A 14,697-nucleotide genomic window follows, 5' to 3' on the forward strand; every position below is an offset into this window, starting at 1 on the left:
AAATGTTAAGTATATTAAAATGCGCCTCGCTTGACAAGTATTTAGTTTAACTTTTAAATTAAAAAAAGTTTAATTGTAATGACAGATACCTCACTACTCAGAAGAAAATTAATATATAGAAGCTGGCATAGGGGTTGCAAAGAAACCGATATACTTTTAGGGCATTTCGCATTGAAATATCTTGATAAATTTTCCTTAAGCGAACTAATCGAATACGAAAAAATAGTTGATCTTGATGATTACGAATTATATTGTTACATAACTCGTAAGACAAACCTCCCTCCTGGCTTGAATAGTCAGATAGTCAATTTAATTGCTTGCTTTATTGAAGCTAATCCTTTATGCACTCAAGATTAGTGATAATCTTATTTACCTTATCTAGTACCTCAGTATATTCTATTCTTTTCTCGTTTCTATACTTTTCGCGCTCTTGATTTACTTCATCTAATCGCTTTGTTAATTCTAAAATTTTATCCTCAAGAATTAGTGCTGCAAGTAAGAAATTTAATGCATCCGACCCCTTACCTCCAATTTTTTGAGATACAGAACCAACTAGCTTGTCAAAACTATTAGCAAGGCGTAATAAATGGCTCTTCTTCCCACTTTCGCAAGATATTTTGTATGTGTTATTACGTATAACTATTTCTACTACTTGCATATGGTGCTAAAAATTTCTATCGTACAGTATAAACTCAAACCCCTACTTTCATCTTATTTATGGTATAAATTTTTATTCATTTATCAAATCAGATAATTTTTTACTGCTACGAAAATATGTTTTAAAGTATTGATTCTTTGTAAACTTCTGTAACATTAAATGGCTTGTTTCTTTCAAGTTATAACTTCTAACTGAAAAAGAACCAAACCCCCTAATTTCAACTCTATTATGATGTTTCAATGTGCTTGAAAGTATCCCAAAAAATCTATCAACTATAGCTGCTATAACAATCTTATCTAAAAAAGGATGTCTTTTTGCTACCCTCGCTATTATATCAGACTTTGTTGCCATTTATATGAAGCCAAAATAAGTAAACCTTATCACTTAGCAGATAATGCTATGTTATATTCTTCAACACCCAATACTTCAACTTCTATTTTTTCTGATATAGAGAATTTTTTATTCTCTGGTAAATGCTCTTGATCTATTAGAAGGGTTACATCGTTCTCAACTTCAACGACTAGTCCATTATCTTCTCTCTTACCTACAATAACCTGTATTTTATCACCTACCTTAACTTTCTTTATCAGTTCTTCAAGAGGATCATACTCTATTTGTTTTATTCCAAGATAAATTCTTGCCCGATTCACGTTAGCCCTTATTACTTTTGCTTCTATTTTATCACCTACATTATACTTCTTTATCTCATCTGAACCATTTTTAGACCAACTAAAATCTTTCACATATATTGTCCCTTCTACGTTCTCATCTATTTCAGAATCACCGAAAGCAACAGATACATATGAGCCGGTATTATTCTTCACTTCACCAGAAACAATAGAACCAGGAGGATATTTATTGATAAATACTTGCCAAGGGTTGTCTACACACCTTTTCATGCTTAAACTCATCCTACTCTTAGCAATGTCAATACTGAGAATTTTTACATATACTTCTTGTCCCCTTGTTACGAGACTACTAACTGGTAAATTACTCTTAACCCAAGTTATTTCTGACGAGTGCACTAAACCTTCAATTCCAGGTCTAAGCTCAACAAATAATCCATAATCTTCTATGCTTGTTACATAACCCTTATGCACACTATCAACTGGATATTTTGACTCTGCATCTTGCCAAGGGCTATCTTCTAGCTGCTTCACACCCAAGGAAATTTTAGCATTTTCCTTATCTATTTTTATAATTTTAACTTTTATAGTCTGACCACAAGTAAAAACTGCAGACGGATGACTTACCCTACTCCAAGAGATATCTGTAATATGTAACAATCCATCTATAACTCCCACTACATCTGATTCATGAATACCGACAAATACACCGTAATGAGTGATACTTTTTATTTTCCCTTCTATTATATCGCCTTCATTTAAAGATTCTAAAAATTTAATTTTTTCACCAGCGTGCAATTTTTCTAACACCAGCTTTCTTGATACTACAATATTGCCCTGCTTCTTATCCATTTTAAGCACGATGAACTTTTGTTCAGTTTCAATAAGGTGCTTCGCATCTTTTACTTGCTTCAAATCCACATGACTCAGCGGTAAAAAAGCGCTTATTCCGTCACCAAGATCAACAATAAAGCCACATTTAATTGAGCGTTTAATAACTCCGCTTACTTCAGCCCTTGTAACTGTATCTTCTTCCAACTTATTCCATTTTTCGTCCCTAATTGCTTTTTCACGACTAAGAACAACATTACCATGATAATCTTCAATTCTTTCCACATAAACTCTGATTTTCGAGCCAATAATGACCTCATCATTACAACCGAGTTCCTTGATCAGAATTCTCCCGTCAGATTTTAAACCAATATCAACCACAACGTCGTTAGGGTTTATTCTTGTAATTACACCTTCTACCACATCTCCTTCTTTAATTTTGTTAACAAAAGAATCTTCAAACAAGGTATTATCTTGATCCTCAAATTGGCCTTGACATATCTCTTCTATAAATTTGTTTGATGATAGCTTTCTGATAGTAACCGGTAGATTTACGACTGGATTATTATTATTCATACCTTTAACTTAAACTTTATTAGAACTCATATATTATATAATATTAACAATTATTGACAAGTAATTTTTCATTAACTCATTTCGAGAATTGTTTAAGCTATATAAAATATAGTGAGAAAATTATATATGTATCAAGAATATGCTATTTAAGAATAGCAAGTGGATTAGATCGTTCTCCAGAAGGTCCAGGCTAAAACCTGATGTTGATGAAATATTGGAAAAATATTCTATTCAAAACAGCAAGGAATCTATAGAGAAAATTGTAAATTCACAAAAAAGAATATGGGTAGAAATAGGCTTTGGCAACGGTGAAAATATGCTTTACCAGGTGCTCAATGAACCTGATCTATTATTTATAGGATGTGAGCCCTACTTAAAGGGGGTTTCTCGCTTGCTAACAAACATAGAAATACAGAACATAAAAAATATTTTAATGTGGACAGAAGATGCAAGAGAATTGATTGCAAATTTTCCTGATAACAGTGTTGAAAGATTCTTTATTCTCTTTCCAGATCCATGGCCAAAAAGAAGTCACAATAAAAGACGATTAATTAATACGGAATTTTTAAATTTATTAGCAAAAAAAATACTTATAACAGGGGAAATATTCATTGCAACCGATCATCAGGACTATGCAGAGTGGATAGCATCACATATAAAGCAGTGTAACTCTTTAATCTATAGGGAAGACGATTTCACAAGTTATACTCTTACAAAATACCACAGAAGAGCGCTCAAAGATCAGCGTAAAGTGAGGTTCTTTAAAGTAAGTGTTATTAATAATTTGCAGACTATGGATCAATAGAGTTTTTGCATATCTCTTTTACGTTAACTATAGATTAAAAATAATAAAAAAAGAGGGAGAAATAGAGTAAATTCCTTTAACTACTTCTCCTTATGAAGGAATAGACTTCTTGCATAACCCAAACTAAGTAGAAAAAAGGTATCATCCAAGTAGCCCCTTTCTCGTCATGCCGCCGCGGCGCTAACACGTAGCGGGATGATGAGGCTTATCGTCATGCCACCGCGAACCGTCATACTGTCACGGTATCTCTTAGCCGCTAACAAGTAGCGGGATGACGGTTGTCAGGTTAGCTGTTATCCCAGTTTTTGACACTGGGATGACAACGAAGGGCTACTTGGATGACAGGGAAGGATGCTGGAATGAAGGTTTTTCAAATTGTCGATAAACCTAAATCTATAATAACTATTTGCCTTTTTTCTAGGTTATGCAAGAAGTCTACTGAATAACAGTAAGATTTTTCAATCCTGTTCCACAGCAAATTTTAGTGCCATGTGAGTAGTTATGGTGCTGTTAACAATCAAAATAACAAAAACTAAGATGGTGATTAGTAGTGTATAAATATTCAAGGATAAATTTTCAAATTGAGTTAGCATTTTAAAATACACAAAGGTTGGCATTATCATTGGCAAAACAAGAATTTGCGATACTCCTGATGCTAAGTTGTTTCGACCAATCATCAATGCATTTCCAGTAGCTGAAATATTAATGATTATCAGCGTATTAAATAATAAAGACACTCCAACTGCTATTGAGTGTTCAATACTATTGCCTAGAATTGCAAAGCTGAATATGGAAGAAATTACTGAAATCGGTAACCCAAATAATAACCAGTGAGCGAAAATTTTATAAGCAACTATAAGCCTAGAAGAGAGTGGCTGTACAAAGATTTGCTCTAATATTCCATCATGATAATCAGATGTAAACAAATTATTTGTAGAAATCTGCAAAACAAATGTAGCACATATCCATGTTAATGTTAACATAACTTCTTGTTTATTGTTGTTTTTAAGTGTAAATGAAGATAAACTTAACATTATGATAAAAATACATACTATATAGGTAAAGTTCTTATCATCTATTACTAATTTTTTTACTGAGTCGATCATACTAGGCTTTTAAATGTTTATTATAAATTATAGTGTTTACTTTGAGGTAGTATAATTTTTTGTTCATAAATTATATAGGTTTTATTATTTTTTTGATAATGCAATTATGGAAAAGTTACCAAAAATAAAGTCACCAGAAGATTACACTCCTTCAGAAGATGAAGAATATATGAGCGTAAAACAACTGGAATACTTCAGCTTAAAGTTACAATCAATACTCGCTGAGTTAGAGAAACAAGAACTAGAAGATAATAGTATTGATACATACTATTCTGATGAAGATAGTGGAAACGAGGAATTAATCAAGCGTCGAAAAGATAGAAAAGAAAAAATTAAGGAGGCGTTAGAAAAAATAAAATTAGGCACTTATGGTTACTGCGATGGAACAGGAGAAGAAATAGGAGTCGAAAGACTTAAAGCTAATCCGCTTGCTATATATTGTATTGAAGAGCAAGAGAGAGTAGAAAAAGAAAAGAACGTGTACAACATTAACGATTAATTTACACATAAGTGGTGAGCCCATTGGACTTCAAGAGGAGCAAGAGGCGCTGAAGTATGTTATGCTATAAAGAAAGTGGAAAATTGGACATTCTCAACTTGACTCCTGCAGATTAAAAATTAAGTTGTATCCGTTCAGGCAATGGCGTCAACTTAAGGAAAAATATCAGCGATAGTGTATAAAATTTCTCTCTAAATTTTTTATCATTAAATTATCCAAAGAGTGCAAGGGACAGCACTTTTGTTTCTATTTTATTGCAACAAAAAAGTTTAAAATGTGTCTTTTTTAGGTGAGGCATGCAAAAAGGAAAAGATCTTATCTTACAAATTAAAAATGCAATATACTCGAAAACTTTTCAGAAAATCCATTGTGTTGAGTTTTACACGAACAAGAAAACTTCCTTTTTCGACAGTATTTTCTATGATTTTAAAGTTAGTTAAAAAAAGTTTGGGAATAGAATGTGAACTTATGGAGCCATTGACATGTACCCTCAAAGCAAGCTTTTTCTAAAGCAAGATATAAGATTTGCCATACAGGCTTTCAAGAATTTAAGCATCCAAACAGCCTATCAGGATGAACCTGAGTTGGAGAGGCTATAGACTTATTGCAGCAGATGGTTCTGGTATGAGATTACCCAGCTCTGGGGAAATTGTATCCGAGTTTGAACCAAATGGAACAACAGGCACCATTGGCAATTTGTTTGTTGATTTGTGTACTTCGTTGATTTGCAGTGCTCGTCTTGCAGCTTGGAATATAGGTGAACAAACGTTGGCGGCAGAGCAATTACCCGAAGTTATCACTCAAATGCGTTTATTAAATCAAGAGAAATTATTATTTATCTATGATCGTCTTCAGTAAAATTCATTCAGCAGCATTATGATTTGGAAGTAGATTTTATTTTTCGCTTGCAAAAAAGAAATTATAGTAAGCTATGGGAACGCTGGCGCATTAGATTTTGATTTTATATTAGAAAATGAAAAGCTAAAAAATAAAATGAAAGGACAGAAAGTAAGAGTTATAGTGCTGACATTAGCCAACTGAGAAACAGAGTTTTTGACCGAGACTTTGGAGCAAAGCTTATGTGTTAAGGTGACACATAGAGGAGTGCTATAAACGACTCAAAGTAGGAGCAGAGTTAGAGAATTTTTCTGGAGAGGCTGTATTACAAGAATTTTGGGCAAACTTGGTCATGTGCAATATATTATCGCTTCATATGTGTGATGCACAAGGGCCTTGGAACCCAGATCAAATTACTGAGTATCGTTTAAATTTTTCAGTTTTATTTGGTGTAATGAGGCAGAAACTCTATCAGGTACTTATTGCGCCAAAAAACTTTCAAGCCCTTTTTAAGTATACGCGCTAAAGTTAAAATCCGACCGGGACAGCCGCAATAAAGTAGATAAGCCTAAACGCCATCATGTCTTTAGGAGAGTTTGCTAATGAAAGTTCTTAAGTTGACGTCATTGACTGTTCCGATTCGTTATATGACATAAGAGCATCATATATTTCATGCAATGTATTTGAGATGTTTTTTTCCATATGTTGATTAATATGCCCATATATTGTCGTCTCTTCCGAACACTCTGTATCTTTATGTATATGATTTTGTTGCTTTAATTCTTCTCTATCTACACTCTCTATTTGCTCTGACACTAGCATAACTACCCCATATTTTACATAACGAAATAAAAAATTCTAACTGTAGTATGCTTATATAATCTACGAAGTCAATAGTTAAATTGAAAAGTTTCGGTTATAATTTACTTCATATAGAACATGCCCTTGAATTATGCTAAAAATCGCCATAGTAGGCCTACCAAATGCTGGAAAATCGACCCTATTCAACAGATTAGTAGGAAGAAAAGCAGCAGTAGTGAGTAACATTCCAGGAGTGACAAGGGATAGGCGAGAGGGAATGGGGAGAATTAGCGATTTGGAGTTTAAAGTTATAGATACAGGAGGATGGAACGACCAAACTAGTTTTTCACTGCAAGTTATTGAGCAAATAGAGTTTTCTTTATCCAGTTCAAACATAATTTTCTTTCTTGTTGACGCAAAAGTGCAAAATGAGCGAAATAAAGAGTTTGCAAAGTGGCTGAAGAGAAAAATAAATAAACCTGTGATACTGATAGCAAATAAATGCGAGAGTCATAAATCCGAAAATGTTGATTATTTGCAGTTTTTTGATTTTCTTGGCCCGGTGTATATCTCTGCCGAGCATAATCTTGGCATGGTTGATCTTTATGATGCATTAGCTGGTGTTATTGAAAATTTTAATGAGAACACTGAGTTACCTAACAATGAACTGAGTAGGCTGAGGATCGCGATCATCGGCCGTCCGAATGTTGGAAAATCAACTTTTTTAAATGGTTTACTTGCAGAAAACAGACTAATAACAAGTTCAGAGCCAGGTACCACACGTGATTCTGTGGATATTACATATGATCATGATGGAGAGTTAATTACTCTAATTGACACTACCGGAATCCGCAGAAAGGCGAATGTTGTAGATGGCTTAGAATCAAGATTTGTTGAGAAAAGCATGGAATCAATCAAGCGCTCTCATGTGGTAGTTTTAATGCTAGACTCCCTAGTTGGTATTGAGCAGCAGGATTTATCAATTGGTGAAGCTGCAATTAAGGGAGGGAAAGGGATTATTGTTGTTTTAAATAAGTGGGATTTAATAGGTAAGGATGACAGAAGCAGGTTAATAAAATTTGTCAAACAACAGGAAGTAACCAGGTTATTCTTGGAAGTGCCAACTATAACAATTTCTGCGTTAAAAGGCATGCGCTGCGGTGATGTGATAGATAAGTGTCTTGAAGTGAGTGAATCCTTGAACAAGAAGATCAGCACTGCAAAACTGAATAAGTGGCTCATAGATGCTGTAGGAAAACATTCTCACCCTCTTGTAAAAGGCAAAGCAGTTAAAATGAAGTATATCGCTCAAATTGGTACTAAACCTCCAGCTTTTTCTTTGATATGTAACATACCTGAAAGTGTTGATGAAAGTTACAAACGCTATTTAATTAACGATCTCAGAAAAAATTTCTTTGCAGACGGTGTGCCAGTTAGATTGCTTTTGAAAAAAAATAAAAATCCCTATGTAAAATGAATACTCTGCTTTATACTTTCAGGGATAATTTACTTAAAGTTATGTGTAATAATTCCAGAATTCCTGCAATCTTTCTGCTGTCGAGTGCCGCTGCTCTAATTTTTGCATATGTGCTAGAATATTTTTTCAACATGCTGCCATGCAAGTTATGTACATACGAGCGAATAGTTTACTATATCGCCGGATTACTTGCAGTAGCGTGCATGCTTAAAGACAACAAAATTCTAATCTATGCAATGTTTTGCAGCTACCTCATAGGTGCAGTAATATCTTTTTATCATGTAGGTCTTGAACTCCACTTATTTCATGATGTTTTAGGTTGTACAGAGCAAGCAAGTGGTAACGTTAGTATAGAAGAGCTCAGAAATAATCTACTAAATCCTAATTACTCTCCATCTTGTGACAGACCTCATTACGTTCTAGGTGTTTCCTTAGCAACATGGAATCTAATTTATCTCATAGTAGCTCTGTTCGTATCAGGTAAGGTGTATTGTGGAGAAAGAAAGAAATCTAAATAATTTAAGGTACAGCAACAATCAGTTCTTGCAACAGGCAATTAGAGTAGATCACGCTGGAGAATATGGAGCTATTTGCATTTATTCTGGTCAAAAATTTATTCTTAAGAAATCTTCTATAATCAATGAAATAATTGAAATGGAAGAGCAGGAAAAAAAGCATTTTCACTATTTTAATGAGAAAATCAAAGAGCAAAAAGTTCGTCCTACTGTTTTGTTGCCTGTTTGGCGTGTTTTAGGAGTGTCGCTTGGCGTTGCAACTGCCATTATGGGCAAAAAAGCTGCTATGGCTTGCACTGCTGCAGTTGAAGAAGTTATCGGGGAGCACTACAAAGAGCAAGTTTCACATTTAGAAGATGGGGAATTAAGAGAAACTATAAGTAAATTTCGCGACGAGGAGTTAGAGCACAAAGATATTGCAATTCAGCACAATGCTGAAAGCGCATTTGGCTACAACATTTTATCATCATTCATAAAAACAGGCTGCAAAACTGCTATTTACTTGTCTAAGTTAATTTAACTAAGCAGCTTTCTTAAAGTGTTTTAAATGTTCTGATAACAACAGAAACCAGGAAGGAATTCAAGTGTAACAATTATTTTATAACTATATTTACATATCACCATTATTAATAAATAATTAGTATTTGTAAATTAAATACATCTAAAGTATAGACTGCAAAGGAGGCAAAAGTGCGTTTTAATTTAGAAGAGGGAAATGCTCTTATGTAATACCTGCCACAGGTTCACAACTGTACGAACATTCATTTTTGAAGGTAAATTGCACAGCAAATGGTGTCATTCCAGTCTGGAATCCAGAAATTTTGCTTATAACTGAGCTGATAAGCTAAAGGTAATTGTCTTACACTAAAACAAACGTTTTTAATTAAGTTGCATAGAACCAGTGTCTGGGCACTGGGATGACACCCCACTGGTGGTCCAAACTACAACGTTCGTACAGTTGTGGATTCCAGACTGGGATGACACCCTACTGATGGGCCCAAATCACAATGTTCGTACAGTTGTGGGTCAGGCTATAGGATGACAGAAGTTGACTTTATTAGCTATAGGTGGTATGACACTTAGTCAATTTAAGTAAGCAGATGATCTTAGCTACAAAAGTATTTTTTACCTCATTTGTTTTTGGGTTTATTCTTTTTCCCTATTTTATAAAGCTTCTAAAAAAAATAAGCAAAGATGGGCAACCAATTAGATCATGTGGACCAGAAAGTCATTTAATAACAAAAAAGAATGTACCACCTATGGGCGGAATAATAATACTGACTTCTTCTTTATTACCAATTTTACTCTGGGTTCAGTTAACACCAGAAATTTTGCTGCTGATATTGATAACTCTATTTTTTGCTCTACTTGGATTTATTGATGATTATTTAAAATTGAAGACAAATCACTATCGAGGTTTAAGTGCAAAAACCAAAATACTTATTCAGTTTATTGTTGCTCTGGTTGGTGTGTTTATACTTAAGCTATACTCTGCTGAAGGTTTTACAAAAACGTCCCTATTTAAAGAAATAATAATCGATTTTGGCTATCTATATGTCCCATTCGCTGCATTTGTAATTGTCGGCTCTGCTAATGCTGTGAATCTCACAGATGGTTTGGATGGCCTTGCTGCAACTCAAGTCATCACTTCCTTTGCTTTTTTGGGGCTAATTGCATATATAACTCAAGCAGATATGAATATTACTTTATTCTGCATTGCATTTATAGGAGCTATTCTAAGTTTCTTGTGGTTTAACACACATCCAGCAAAAATATTTATGGGTGATGTTGGTAGCTTGTCGGTAGGCGCAGCCTTAGGGTTAACTAGTGTCCTAATTAAAAGAGAAATGCTTTTTGCCGTTATTGGAATAATTTTTGTAATAGAGACTCTATCTGTTATTATTCAGATATCATATTTTAAATATACAAAGTTTAAATATGGAGAAGGAAAAAGAGTTTTCCTTATGGCACCAATGCATCATCACTTTGAAAAGAAGGGATGGTCAGAAAATGTAATCGTTATGAAATTTTGGATAATTTCTATTATCTGTTCAGTTTTTACTATAACTTTCTTATTATAAAAACCTATGAAATACCCAGACTTTACATTAGAAAATAAATTATCAGGAGTGATAGCAGGAGTGGATGAAGTTGGAAGAGGTCCGCTAGCTGGTCCAGTAATATCCGCAGCCGTAGTGTTTATTGATAGAAATACAATTATTGATGGAATCAACGACTCGAAAAAGTTGACTCCTCAATGTAGGCAAGTCCTATATGAAAAAATAATATCCGTTGCAAAATTTGGTATAGGAATGGCAAGCGTAGAAGAAATAAATTCATACAATATCTTGCAAGCAACAAAACTTTCAATGAAACGTGCGTTGATAGACTTGGACCTAGAATTAGATTATGTGCTAGTTGATGGTAATCAACCACCTGAAGTGAAATGGCAAGTGAAATCCATAGTAAATGGTGATAATTTGAGTACATCAATTGCAGCAGCTTCAATCGTTGCAAAAGTTACGAGAGATCGGCTTATGCAAGAATTGCACAATAAGCATCCTGAATATAATTGGTATAAAAATAAAGGATATGGGACAAAAGAGCACCTTAACGCTATTGGCCTTTATGGAATTACAGAACATCATAGAAAAAATTTTGCACCCATATCTCGGGCATTATAGCCTTTACCCTTTTTTGAAAGGTATGGTTTCATTAAATAGGCAAACTGTACTCGATCCATTCCTTAAGGTAAACACTGAACTTACCCTTTCGATTATCAGGTAGTTATCAACTGTACGGAAATTTACTAAAGACTCATATCCTGCAGAATCAACCATAAAAACTGCCGGAAAATCAGAGTTTATTTTATTGAATTGTAGATATGTAAATTTTCCGTCATCAAAAACCTTAATTGGTATTATTGACTGACTACCTTTGACGTGCGAGATGGAATAATTAAAATTTAATCCCTTCTTTACAACTTCAATATCATTGATATCAGGAATAATGGTATGACTAGCTTGTTCGAAGATATCACCGTTATTTGTTGTGTAAATCTCATCACTGCTAAATAGTGGATAAAGAAACCTTACTTCATATGCTAATCTTGGATCATCTAGTCCAGTTGCTTCTTCAGCATGAAGTTCAAAGTAATAAACTCTTTTATTGGTAATTATAGTTGCATTAGTATCAGCAATATCATCTATGGGCTTAATAAACAATCTGTTACCTTGAGGAAGAAGTTGCCAACCAGTTGAATCACCCATTGAAAGGTTTTGTATTATCTCCCCTGGTTCAAACAATATACTGGACTGATAACCATAAAAACCCGTATACTTATGTATAGCCTGTGGGTTATAATTTATTACCTTTATGTGATTATCTCCAGCTATTGAACGTGGCTCCTGTTTTGCAAGTGCATCACTACCACAGAGGAACAATAGTACGGCAAACAGTAAACCAGTCATAATATCAAAATGAATTAATTTTCATTTTATCATTAATAGACATGCACTGCAACTGTTAAGGCACTTTCTATACTATAAACCCCAAAGCAAGCGGTAGAAAAGGCAAGAAATAAGGCAAACTCCTTAAATACTTTAGAACTACAGGAGGCTTTACCTGAACGGATATACTTGGAATCCTGCCATTTTCACTTTGTAAACATACCAAGAATTCTGTCCATTATTCCACCCATATTTGCTTCAGCTTGAGTATACTCTATTTTACCACCATGCAAGATTAGTTTAATATCTGATCCAGGTGATATATTAACAAATTTACTGCCAACAACTCCACTGCTAGTGATCAGAGCTGAACTATCAATTGGCAATTTTATGTCTTTGCTTATACACATATCGATTCGTCCTACGTAGGTAGCTTTGTCAAGTGATACACCAGTTATGCTTCCAACATCTACACCAGAGATCTTGACACTATCACCAACTCCTATACCGTTAGCGTTAGCAAAAAGACCATATATTTTATAGCAATCCTTATAGTTTTTCTTTATGTAAGATAGCTTATCAATAGCAAAGAAAATCAGAAAAATAGTAAAAATTAATACAAATAATCCAGCGGTTATTTCAAGTATATTTGACCTTCGCATCTTTAGTTATCAGGACTCCAGCTTTTATAGTAATTTTTCACTTTTTGGTTTGGATAGTATGCATCTTTTGTACCCGTTAAATTAGGAGTATGTTTTACTTTTCTTTTTTTATTATTAACTGGTACTACATTATCAGTATAGTGAAGCCATATATGCCATTCCGGAGGCACTGTTGTAGGCTCAGAAACACTGCTATACATAACCCACCTTTTTCCTTTACTTGATTCATAGTAAGAATTTCCATTTTCATCTCTTCCTACAAATTTATCTTCTCTTCGTAATAGGCGTTTTATTGCATTACAAATTTTAGATAACATAAGGGTATTAAAACAAAAAGTATTATATATACTAATACTTTAACGATATATTAACAACAATTTAATGCAATTACCAATCTTACAAGTTATTATCCCAATAATTGCATCAATGTTTTGCTTTCTTGCCAAGAAACACAAGGTATCTTGGTTTATTTCTTTTATTGCAACAACAATCACTCTTATCATTTCATCAATACTACTCATTAAAACATATAAAGGTGAAATTATAACTTATCACCTTGGAAATTGGGCTCCTCCGTATGGAATAGAGTTAAGAATCGACGTGTTAAATTCCTTAATTCTAACCCTAGTGAATTTTATAGCGCTGATTAGCGTGCTTTATAGCTTTTATATTAACGAAAAAGAAATTAGCAAAAACAAAATCACTGGTTTTTACTCTCTATTTCTACTGTGCTTAAGCGGACTGTTCGGGATTCTAGTAACAAACGACATATTTAACCTTTACGTTTTCTTGGAAATTTCATCTCTTTCTTCTTATGTATTAGTTTCAATGGGAAGGGATAAAAAAGCCTTGGTTGCAGCATTTGAATATCTAATTAGTGGAACAATAGGCGCAACATTTTATTTATTTGGCATCGGGCTCTTGTATTCAATGACTGGAACGCTCAATATGTCTGACATGGCTGAAAGAATAGTTCCATTACACGATAACAACATCATAAAACTTGGCACGTTGTTCATTTTTATTGGTCTCTCAATCAAAATGGCACTGTTTCCATTAAGCAGGTGGCTGGTTAATGCATATAGTGAGGCGCCAAGTTTCATTAGCATATTCTTTTCAGGCACAGTGACAAAAGTGATGATATATGTTTTCATCAGAATCTTTTATACTGTTTTTCATCAAAATTTCTTCTTATTTAAACCATCACTAAGCAACGTGATAATTATCCTCGCACTTTGCGCTGTTATATTTGGGTCGATATTTGCAATAACCGCAAAAGACATAAAAAGACTGCTTGCTCACTCTAGTATTAGCCAAATTGGTTATATAATTTTAGCACTGAGTTTTAACTCAAAAACAGGTGTATTTGCAGCAATTCTTCACATAGTAAACCACAGCATAATAAAAACATCTTTATTTATGGCTGCAGGATGTATTTCTTACAAATTTGATACAACAAAAATAGAGAATTTATCGGGACTCAAGAAATCAATGCCTTATACAGCACTTGCGTTCACTCTACTCAGTTTAGCATTAATCGGTGTGCCTTTAACAAATGGCTTTGTAAGCAAGTGGTATATAATGAAAGCAATTATCGAATCTCATGCGTGGATTTCCCTTGTAACATTTGCTGCTGGCTCTTTCCTTGCATTGATATATATGTGGAAGATGGTAGAGAAAATGTATTTTGAAAATGATGCAACGTCACGCACTGGAATGACACCGGACAAAATTAATGATGTGCCATTTCCTATGCTTTTCTGTCTATTGTTTATGGCAGTTTTAACAGTAGTAACTGGAATATATAGCACTCCAATTCGGTTAGTAGTTGAGAAGTTGGTTTTTTGATTTTTAT

General features: G+C 33.9%; 17 protein-coding genes and 1 pseudogene. 10 read left to right on the forward strand and 8 right to left on the reverse strand.

What is annotated here, in order from left to right; translation table 11 throughout:
- The first annotated feature begins 78 nt into the window (after positions 1-78).
- Positions 79-357 carry an FAD assembly factor SdhE gene (locus OPR28_RS04155; RefSeq protein ID WP_006279484.1) on the forward strand — a complete coding sequence of 93 codons (279 nt, stop codon included), beginning with the start codon at positions 79-81 and terminating at the stop codon, positions 355-357.
- On the opposite strand, the gene OPR28_RS04160 is transcribed toward OPR28_RS04155, so the two are convergent.
- The 3 genes from OPR28_RS04160 to OPR28_RS04170 all read right to left on the reverse strand — a co-directional run bounded on the left by OPR28_RS04160 (position 332) and on the right by OPR28_RS04170 (position 2,691).
- On the reverse strand, positions 332-658 hold the full coding sequence (locus OPR28_RS04160) for a cell division protein ZapA (RefSeq protein ID WP_151808012.1): 327 nt from the start codon (positions 656-658) through the stop codon (positions 332-334). The two genes, OPR28_RS04155 and OPR28_RS04160, sit on opposite strands and share 26 nt — an antisense overlap.
- A 72-nt stretch (positions 659-730) precedes the next feature.
- Positions 731-1,009 carry an HU family DNA-binding protein gene (locus tag OPR28_RS04165; RefSeq protein ID WP_010963035.1) on the reverse strand — a complete coding sequence of 93 codons (279 nt, stop codon included), beginning with the start codon at positions 1,007-1,009 and terminating at the stop codon, positions 731-733.
- A gap of 29 nt (positions 1,010-1,038) precedes the next feature.
- Entirely contained in the window at positions 1,039-2,691 is a 1,653-nt protein-coding gene (locus OPR28_RS04170) for a 30S ribosomal protein S1 (RefSeq protein WP_012673366.1), read from the reverse strand.
- Positions 2,692-2,830: 139 nt separating this feature from the next.
- Here OPR28_RS04170 and trmB point away from each other — a divergent pair, with 139 nt between their 5' ends.
- Entirely contained in the window at positions 2,831-3,496 is a 666-nt protein-coding gene (gene trmB, locus OPR28_RS04175) for a tRNA (guanosine(46)-N7)-methyltransferase TrmB (protein WP_012673367.1), read from the forward strand.
- A gap of 458 nt (positions 3,497-3,954) precedes the next feature.
- Here the strand turns inward: trmB and OPR28_RS04180 are convergent, their stop codons facing one another.
- A complete protein-coding gene (locus tag OPR28_RS04180) occupies positions 3,955-4,602 on the reverse strand; it encodes a heme exporter protein CcmB (RefSeq protein ID WP_151808123.1) in 648 nt (215 codons plus the stop codon).
- A gap of 106 nt (positions 4,603-4,708) precedes the next feature.
- On the opposite strand from OPR28_RS04180, the gene OPR28_RS04185 reads away from it, so the two are divergent.
- A complete protein-coding gene (locus OPR28_RS04185) occupies positions 4,709-5,101 on the forward strand; it encodes a TraR/DksA family transcriptional regulator (protein WP_010963040.1) in 393 nt (130 codons plus the stop codon).
- A 296-nt stretch (positions 5,102-5,397) separates the two neighbouring features.
- A pseudogene (locus OPR28_RS04190) lies at positions 5,398-6,541 on the forward strand (transposase).
- A 9-nt stretch (positions 6,542-6,550) separates the two neighbouring features.
- Here OPR28_RS04190 and OPR28_RS04195 read toward each other — a convergent pair.
- Positions 6,551-6,760: a hypothetical protein gene (locus OPR28_RS04195; protein WP_015589377.1), complete on the reverse strand. Its 210-nt coding sequence runs from the start codon at positions 6,758-6,760 to the stop codon at positions 6,551-6,553.
- 130 nt (positions 6,761-6,890) lie between these two features.
- Between OPR28_RS04195 and der the strand changes: the two genes are divergently transcribed.
- The 5 genes from der to OPR28_RS04220 all read left to right on the forward strand — a co-directional run bounded on the left by der (position 6,891) and on the right by OPR28_RS04220 (position 11,415).
- Positions 6,891-8,216 (forward strand): ribosome biogenesis GTPase Der, encoded by a 1,326-nt coding sequence (gene der, locus OPR28_RS04200; protein ID WP_265023563.1) that lies wholly within the window; start codon positions 6,891-6,893, stop codon positions 8,214-8,216.
- Positions 8,213-8,734 carry a disulfide bond formation protein B gene (locus tag OPR28_RS04205; protein ID WP_065094847.1) on the forward strand — a complete coding sequence of 174 codons (522 nt, stop codon included), beginning with the start codon at positions 8,213-8,215 and terminating at the stop codon, positions 8,732-8,734. Before der ends, OPR28_RS04205 begins: the two co-directional genes overlap by 4 nt.
- Positions 8,709-9,251 (forward strand): demethoxyubiquinone hydroxylase family protein, encoded by a 543-nt coding sequence (locus OPR28_RS04210; RefSeq protein ID WP_006279362.1) that lies wholly within the window; start codon positions 8,709-8,711, stop codon positions 9,249-9,251. The genes OPR28_RS04205 and OPR28_RS04210 overlap by 26 nt, the downstream gene beginning before the upstream one ends.
- A 580-nt stretch (positions 9,252-9,831) precedes the next feature.
- Positions 9,832-10,812 carry a phospho-N-acetylmuramoyl-pentapeptide-transferase gene (gene mraY / locus OPR28_RS04215; protein WP_265023564.1) on the forward strand — a complete coding sequence of 327 codons (981 nt, stop codon included), beginning with the start codon at positions 9,832-9,834 and terminating at the stop codon, positions 10,810-10,812.
- Positions 10,813-10,818: 6 nt separating this feature from the next.
- Positions 10,819-11,415: a ribonuclease HII gene (locus tag OPR28_RS04220; protein ID WP_015589381.1), complete on the forward strand. Its 597-nt coding sequence runs from the start codon at positions 10,819-10,821 to the stop codon at positions 11,413-11,415.
- A 3-nt stretch (positions 11,416-11,418) separates the two neighbouring features.
- On the opposite strand, the gene virB9 is transcribed toward OPR28_RS04220, so the two are convergent.
- The 3 genes from virB9 to OPR28_RS04235 all read right to left on the reverse strand — a co-directional run bounded on the left by virB9 (position 11,419) and on the right by OPR28_RS04235 (position 13,159).
- Positions 11,419-12,201, reverse strand: a complete 783-nt coding sequence (virB9, locus tag OPR28_RS04225) for a P-type conjugative transfer protein VirB9 (protein WP_265023565.1) — start codon at positions 12,199-12,201, stop codon at positions 11,419-11,421.
- A 185-nt stretch (positions 12,202-12,386) separates the two neighbouring features.
- Positions 12,387-12,842, reverse strand: coding sequence for an outer membrane lipid asymmetry maintenance protein MlaD (gene mlaD / locus OPR28_RS04230; RefSeq protein ID WP_265023566.1), 456 nt, complete (start codon positions 12,840-12,842; stop codon positions 12,387-12,389).
- 2 nt (positions 12,843-12,844) lie between these two features.
- Entirely contained in the window at positions 12,845-13,159 is a 315-nt protein-coding gene (locus OPR28_RS04235) for an NADH-ubiquinone oxidoreductase subunit NDUFA12 family protein (RefSeq protein WP_007548590.1), read from the reverse strand.
- Between the two features lie 64 nt (positions 13,160-13,223).
- Between OPR28_RS04235 and OPR28_RS04240 the strand changes: the two genes are divergently transcribed.
- A complete protein-coding gene (locus OPR28_RS04240) occupies positions 13,224-14,690 on the forward strand; it encodes a proton-conducting transporter transmembrane domain-containing protein (protein ID WP_265023567.1) in 1,467 nt (488 codons plus the stop codon).
- The last annotated feature ends 7 nt before the right edge of the window (positions 14,691-14,697 follow it).

The organism is Wolbachia endosymbiont (group A) of Epistrophe grossularia, assembly GCF_947251435.1.
Taxonomy (GTDB): domain Bacteria; phylum Pseudomonadota; class Alphaproteobacteria; order Rickettsiales; family Anaplasmataceae; genus Wolbachia; species Wolbachia pipientis.

Bases quoted from the DNA above. Each gene is read 5' to 3' on its own strand.
- OPR28_RS04155 (WP_006279484.1), top strand. From the start codon at position 79: ATGACAGATACCTCACTACTCAGAAGAAAATTAATATATAGAAGCTGG.
- OPR28_RS04160 (WP_151808012.1), bottom strand. From the start codon at position 658: ATGCAAGTAGTAGAAATAGTTATACGTAATAACACATACAAAATATCT.
- OPR28_RS04165 (WP_010963035.1), bottom strand. From the start codon at position 1,009: ATGGCAACAAAGTCTGATATAATAGCGAGGGTAGCAAAAAGACATCCT.
- OPR28_RS04170 (WP_012673366.1), bottom strand. From the start codon at position 2,691: ATGAATAATAATAATCCAGTCGTAAATCTACCGGTTACTATCAGAAAG.
- trmB (WP_012673367.1), top strand. From the start codon at position 2,831: ATGCTATTTAAGAATAGCAAGTGGATTAGATCGTTCTCCAGAAGGTCC.
- OPR28_RS04180 (WP_151808123.1), bottom strand. From the start codon at position 4,602: ATGATCGACTCAGTAAAAAAATTAGTAATAGATGATAAGAACTTTACC.
- OPR28_RS04185 (WP_010963040.1), top strand. From the start codon at position 4,709: ATGGAAAAGTTACCAAAAATAAAGTCACCAGAAGATTACACTCCTTCA.
- OPR28_RS04195 (WP_015589377.1), bottom strand. From the start codon at position 6,760: ATGCTAGTGTCAGAGCAAATAGAGAGTGTAGATAGAGAAGAATTAAAG.
- der (WP_265023563.1), top strand. From the start codon at position 6,891: ATGCTAAAAATCGCCATAGTAGGCCTACCAAATGCTGGAAAATCGACC.
- OPR28_RS04205 (WP_065094847.1), top strand. From the start codon at position 8,213: ATGAATACTCTGCTTTATACTTTCAGGGATAATTTACTTAAAGTTATG.
- mraY (WP_265023564.1), top strand. From the start codon at position 9,832: ATGATCTTAGCTACAAAAGTATTTTTTACCTCATTTGTTTTTGGGTTT.
- OPR28_RS04220 (WP_015589381.1), top strand. From the start codon at position 10,819: ATGAAATACCCAGACTTTACATTAGAAAATAAATTATCAGGAGTGATA.
- virB9 (WP_265023565.1), bottom strand. From the start codon at position 12,201: ATGACTGGTTTACTGTTTGCCGTACTATTGTTCCTCTGTGGTAGTGAT.
- mlaD (WP_265023566.1), bottom strand. From the start codon at position 12,842: ATGCGAAGGTCAAATATACTTGAAATAACCGCTGGATTATTTGTATTA.
- OPR28_RS04235 (WP_007548590.1), bottom strand. From the start codon at position 13,159: ATGTTATCTAAAATTTGTAATGCAATAAAACGCCTATTACGAAGAGAA.
- OPR28_RS04240 (WP_265023567.1), top strand. From the start codon at position 13,224: ATGCAATTACCAATCTTACAAGTTATTATCCCAATAATTGCATCAATG.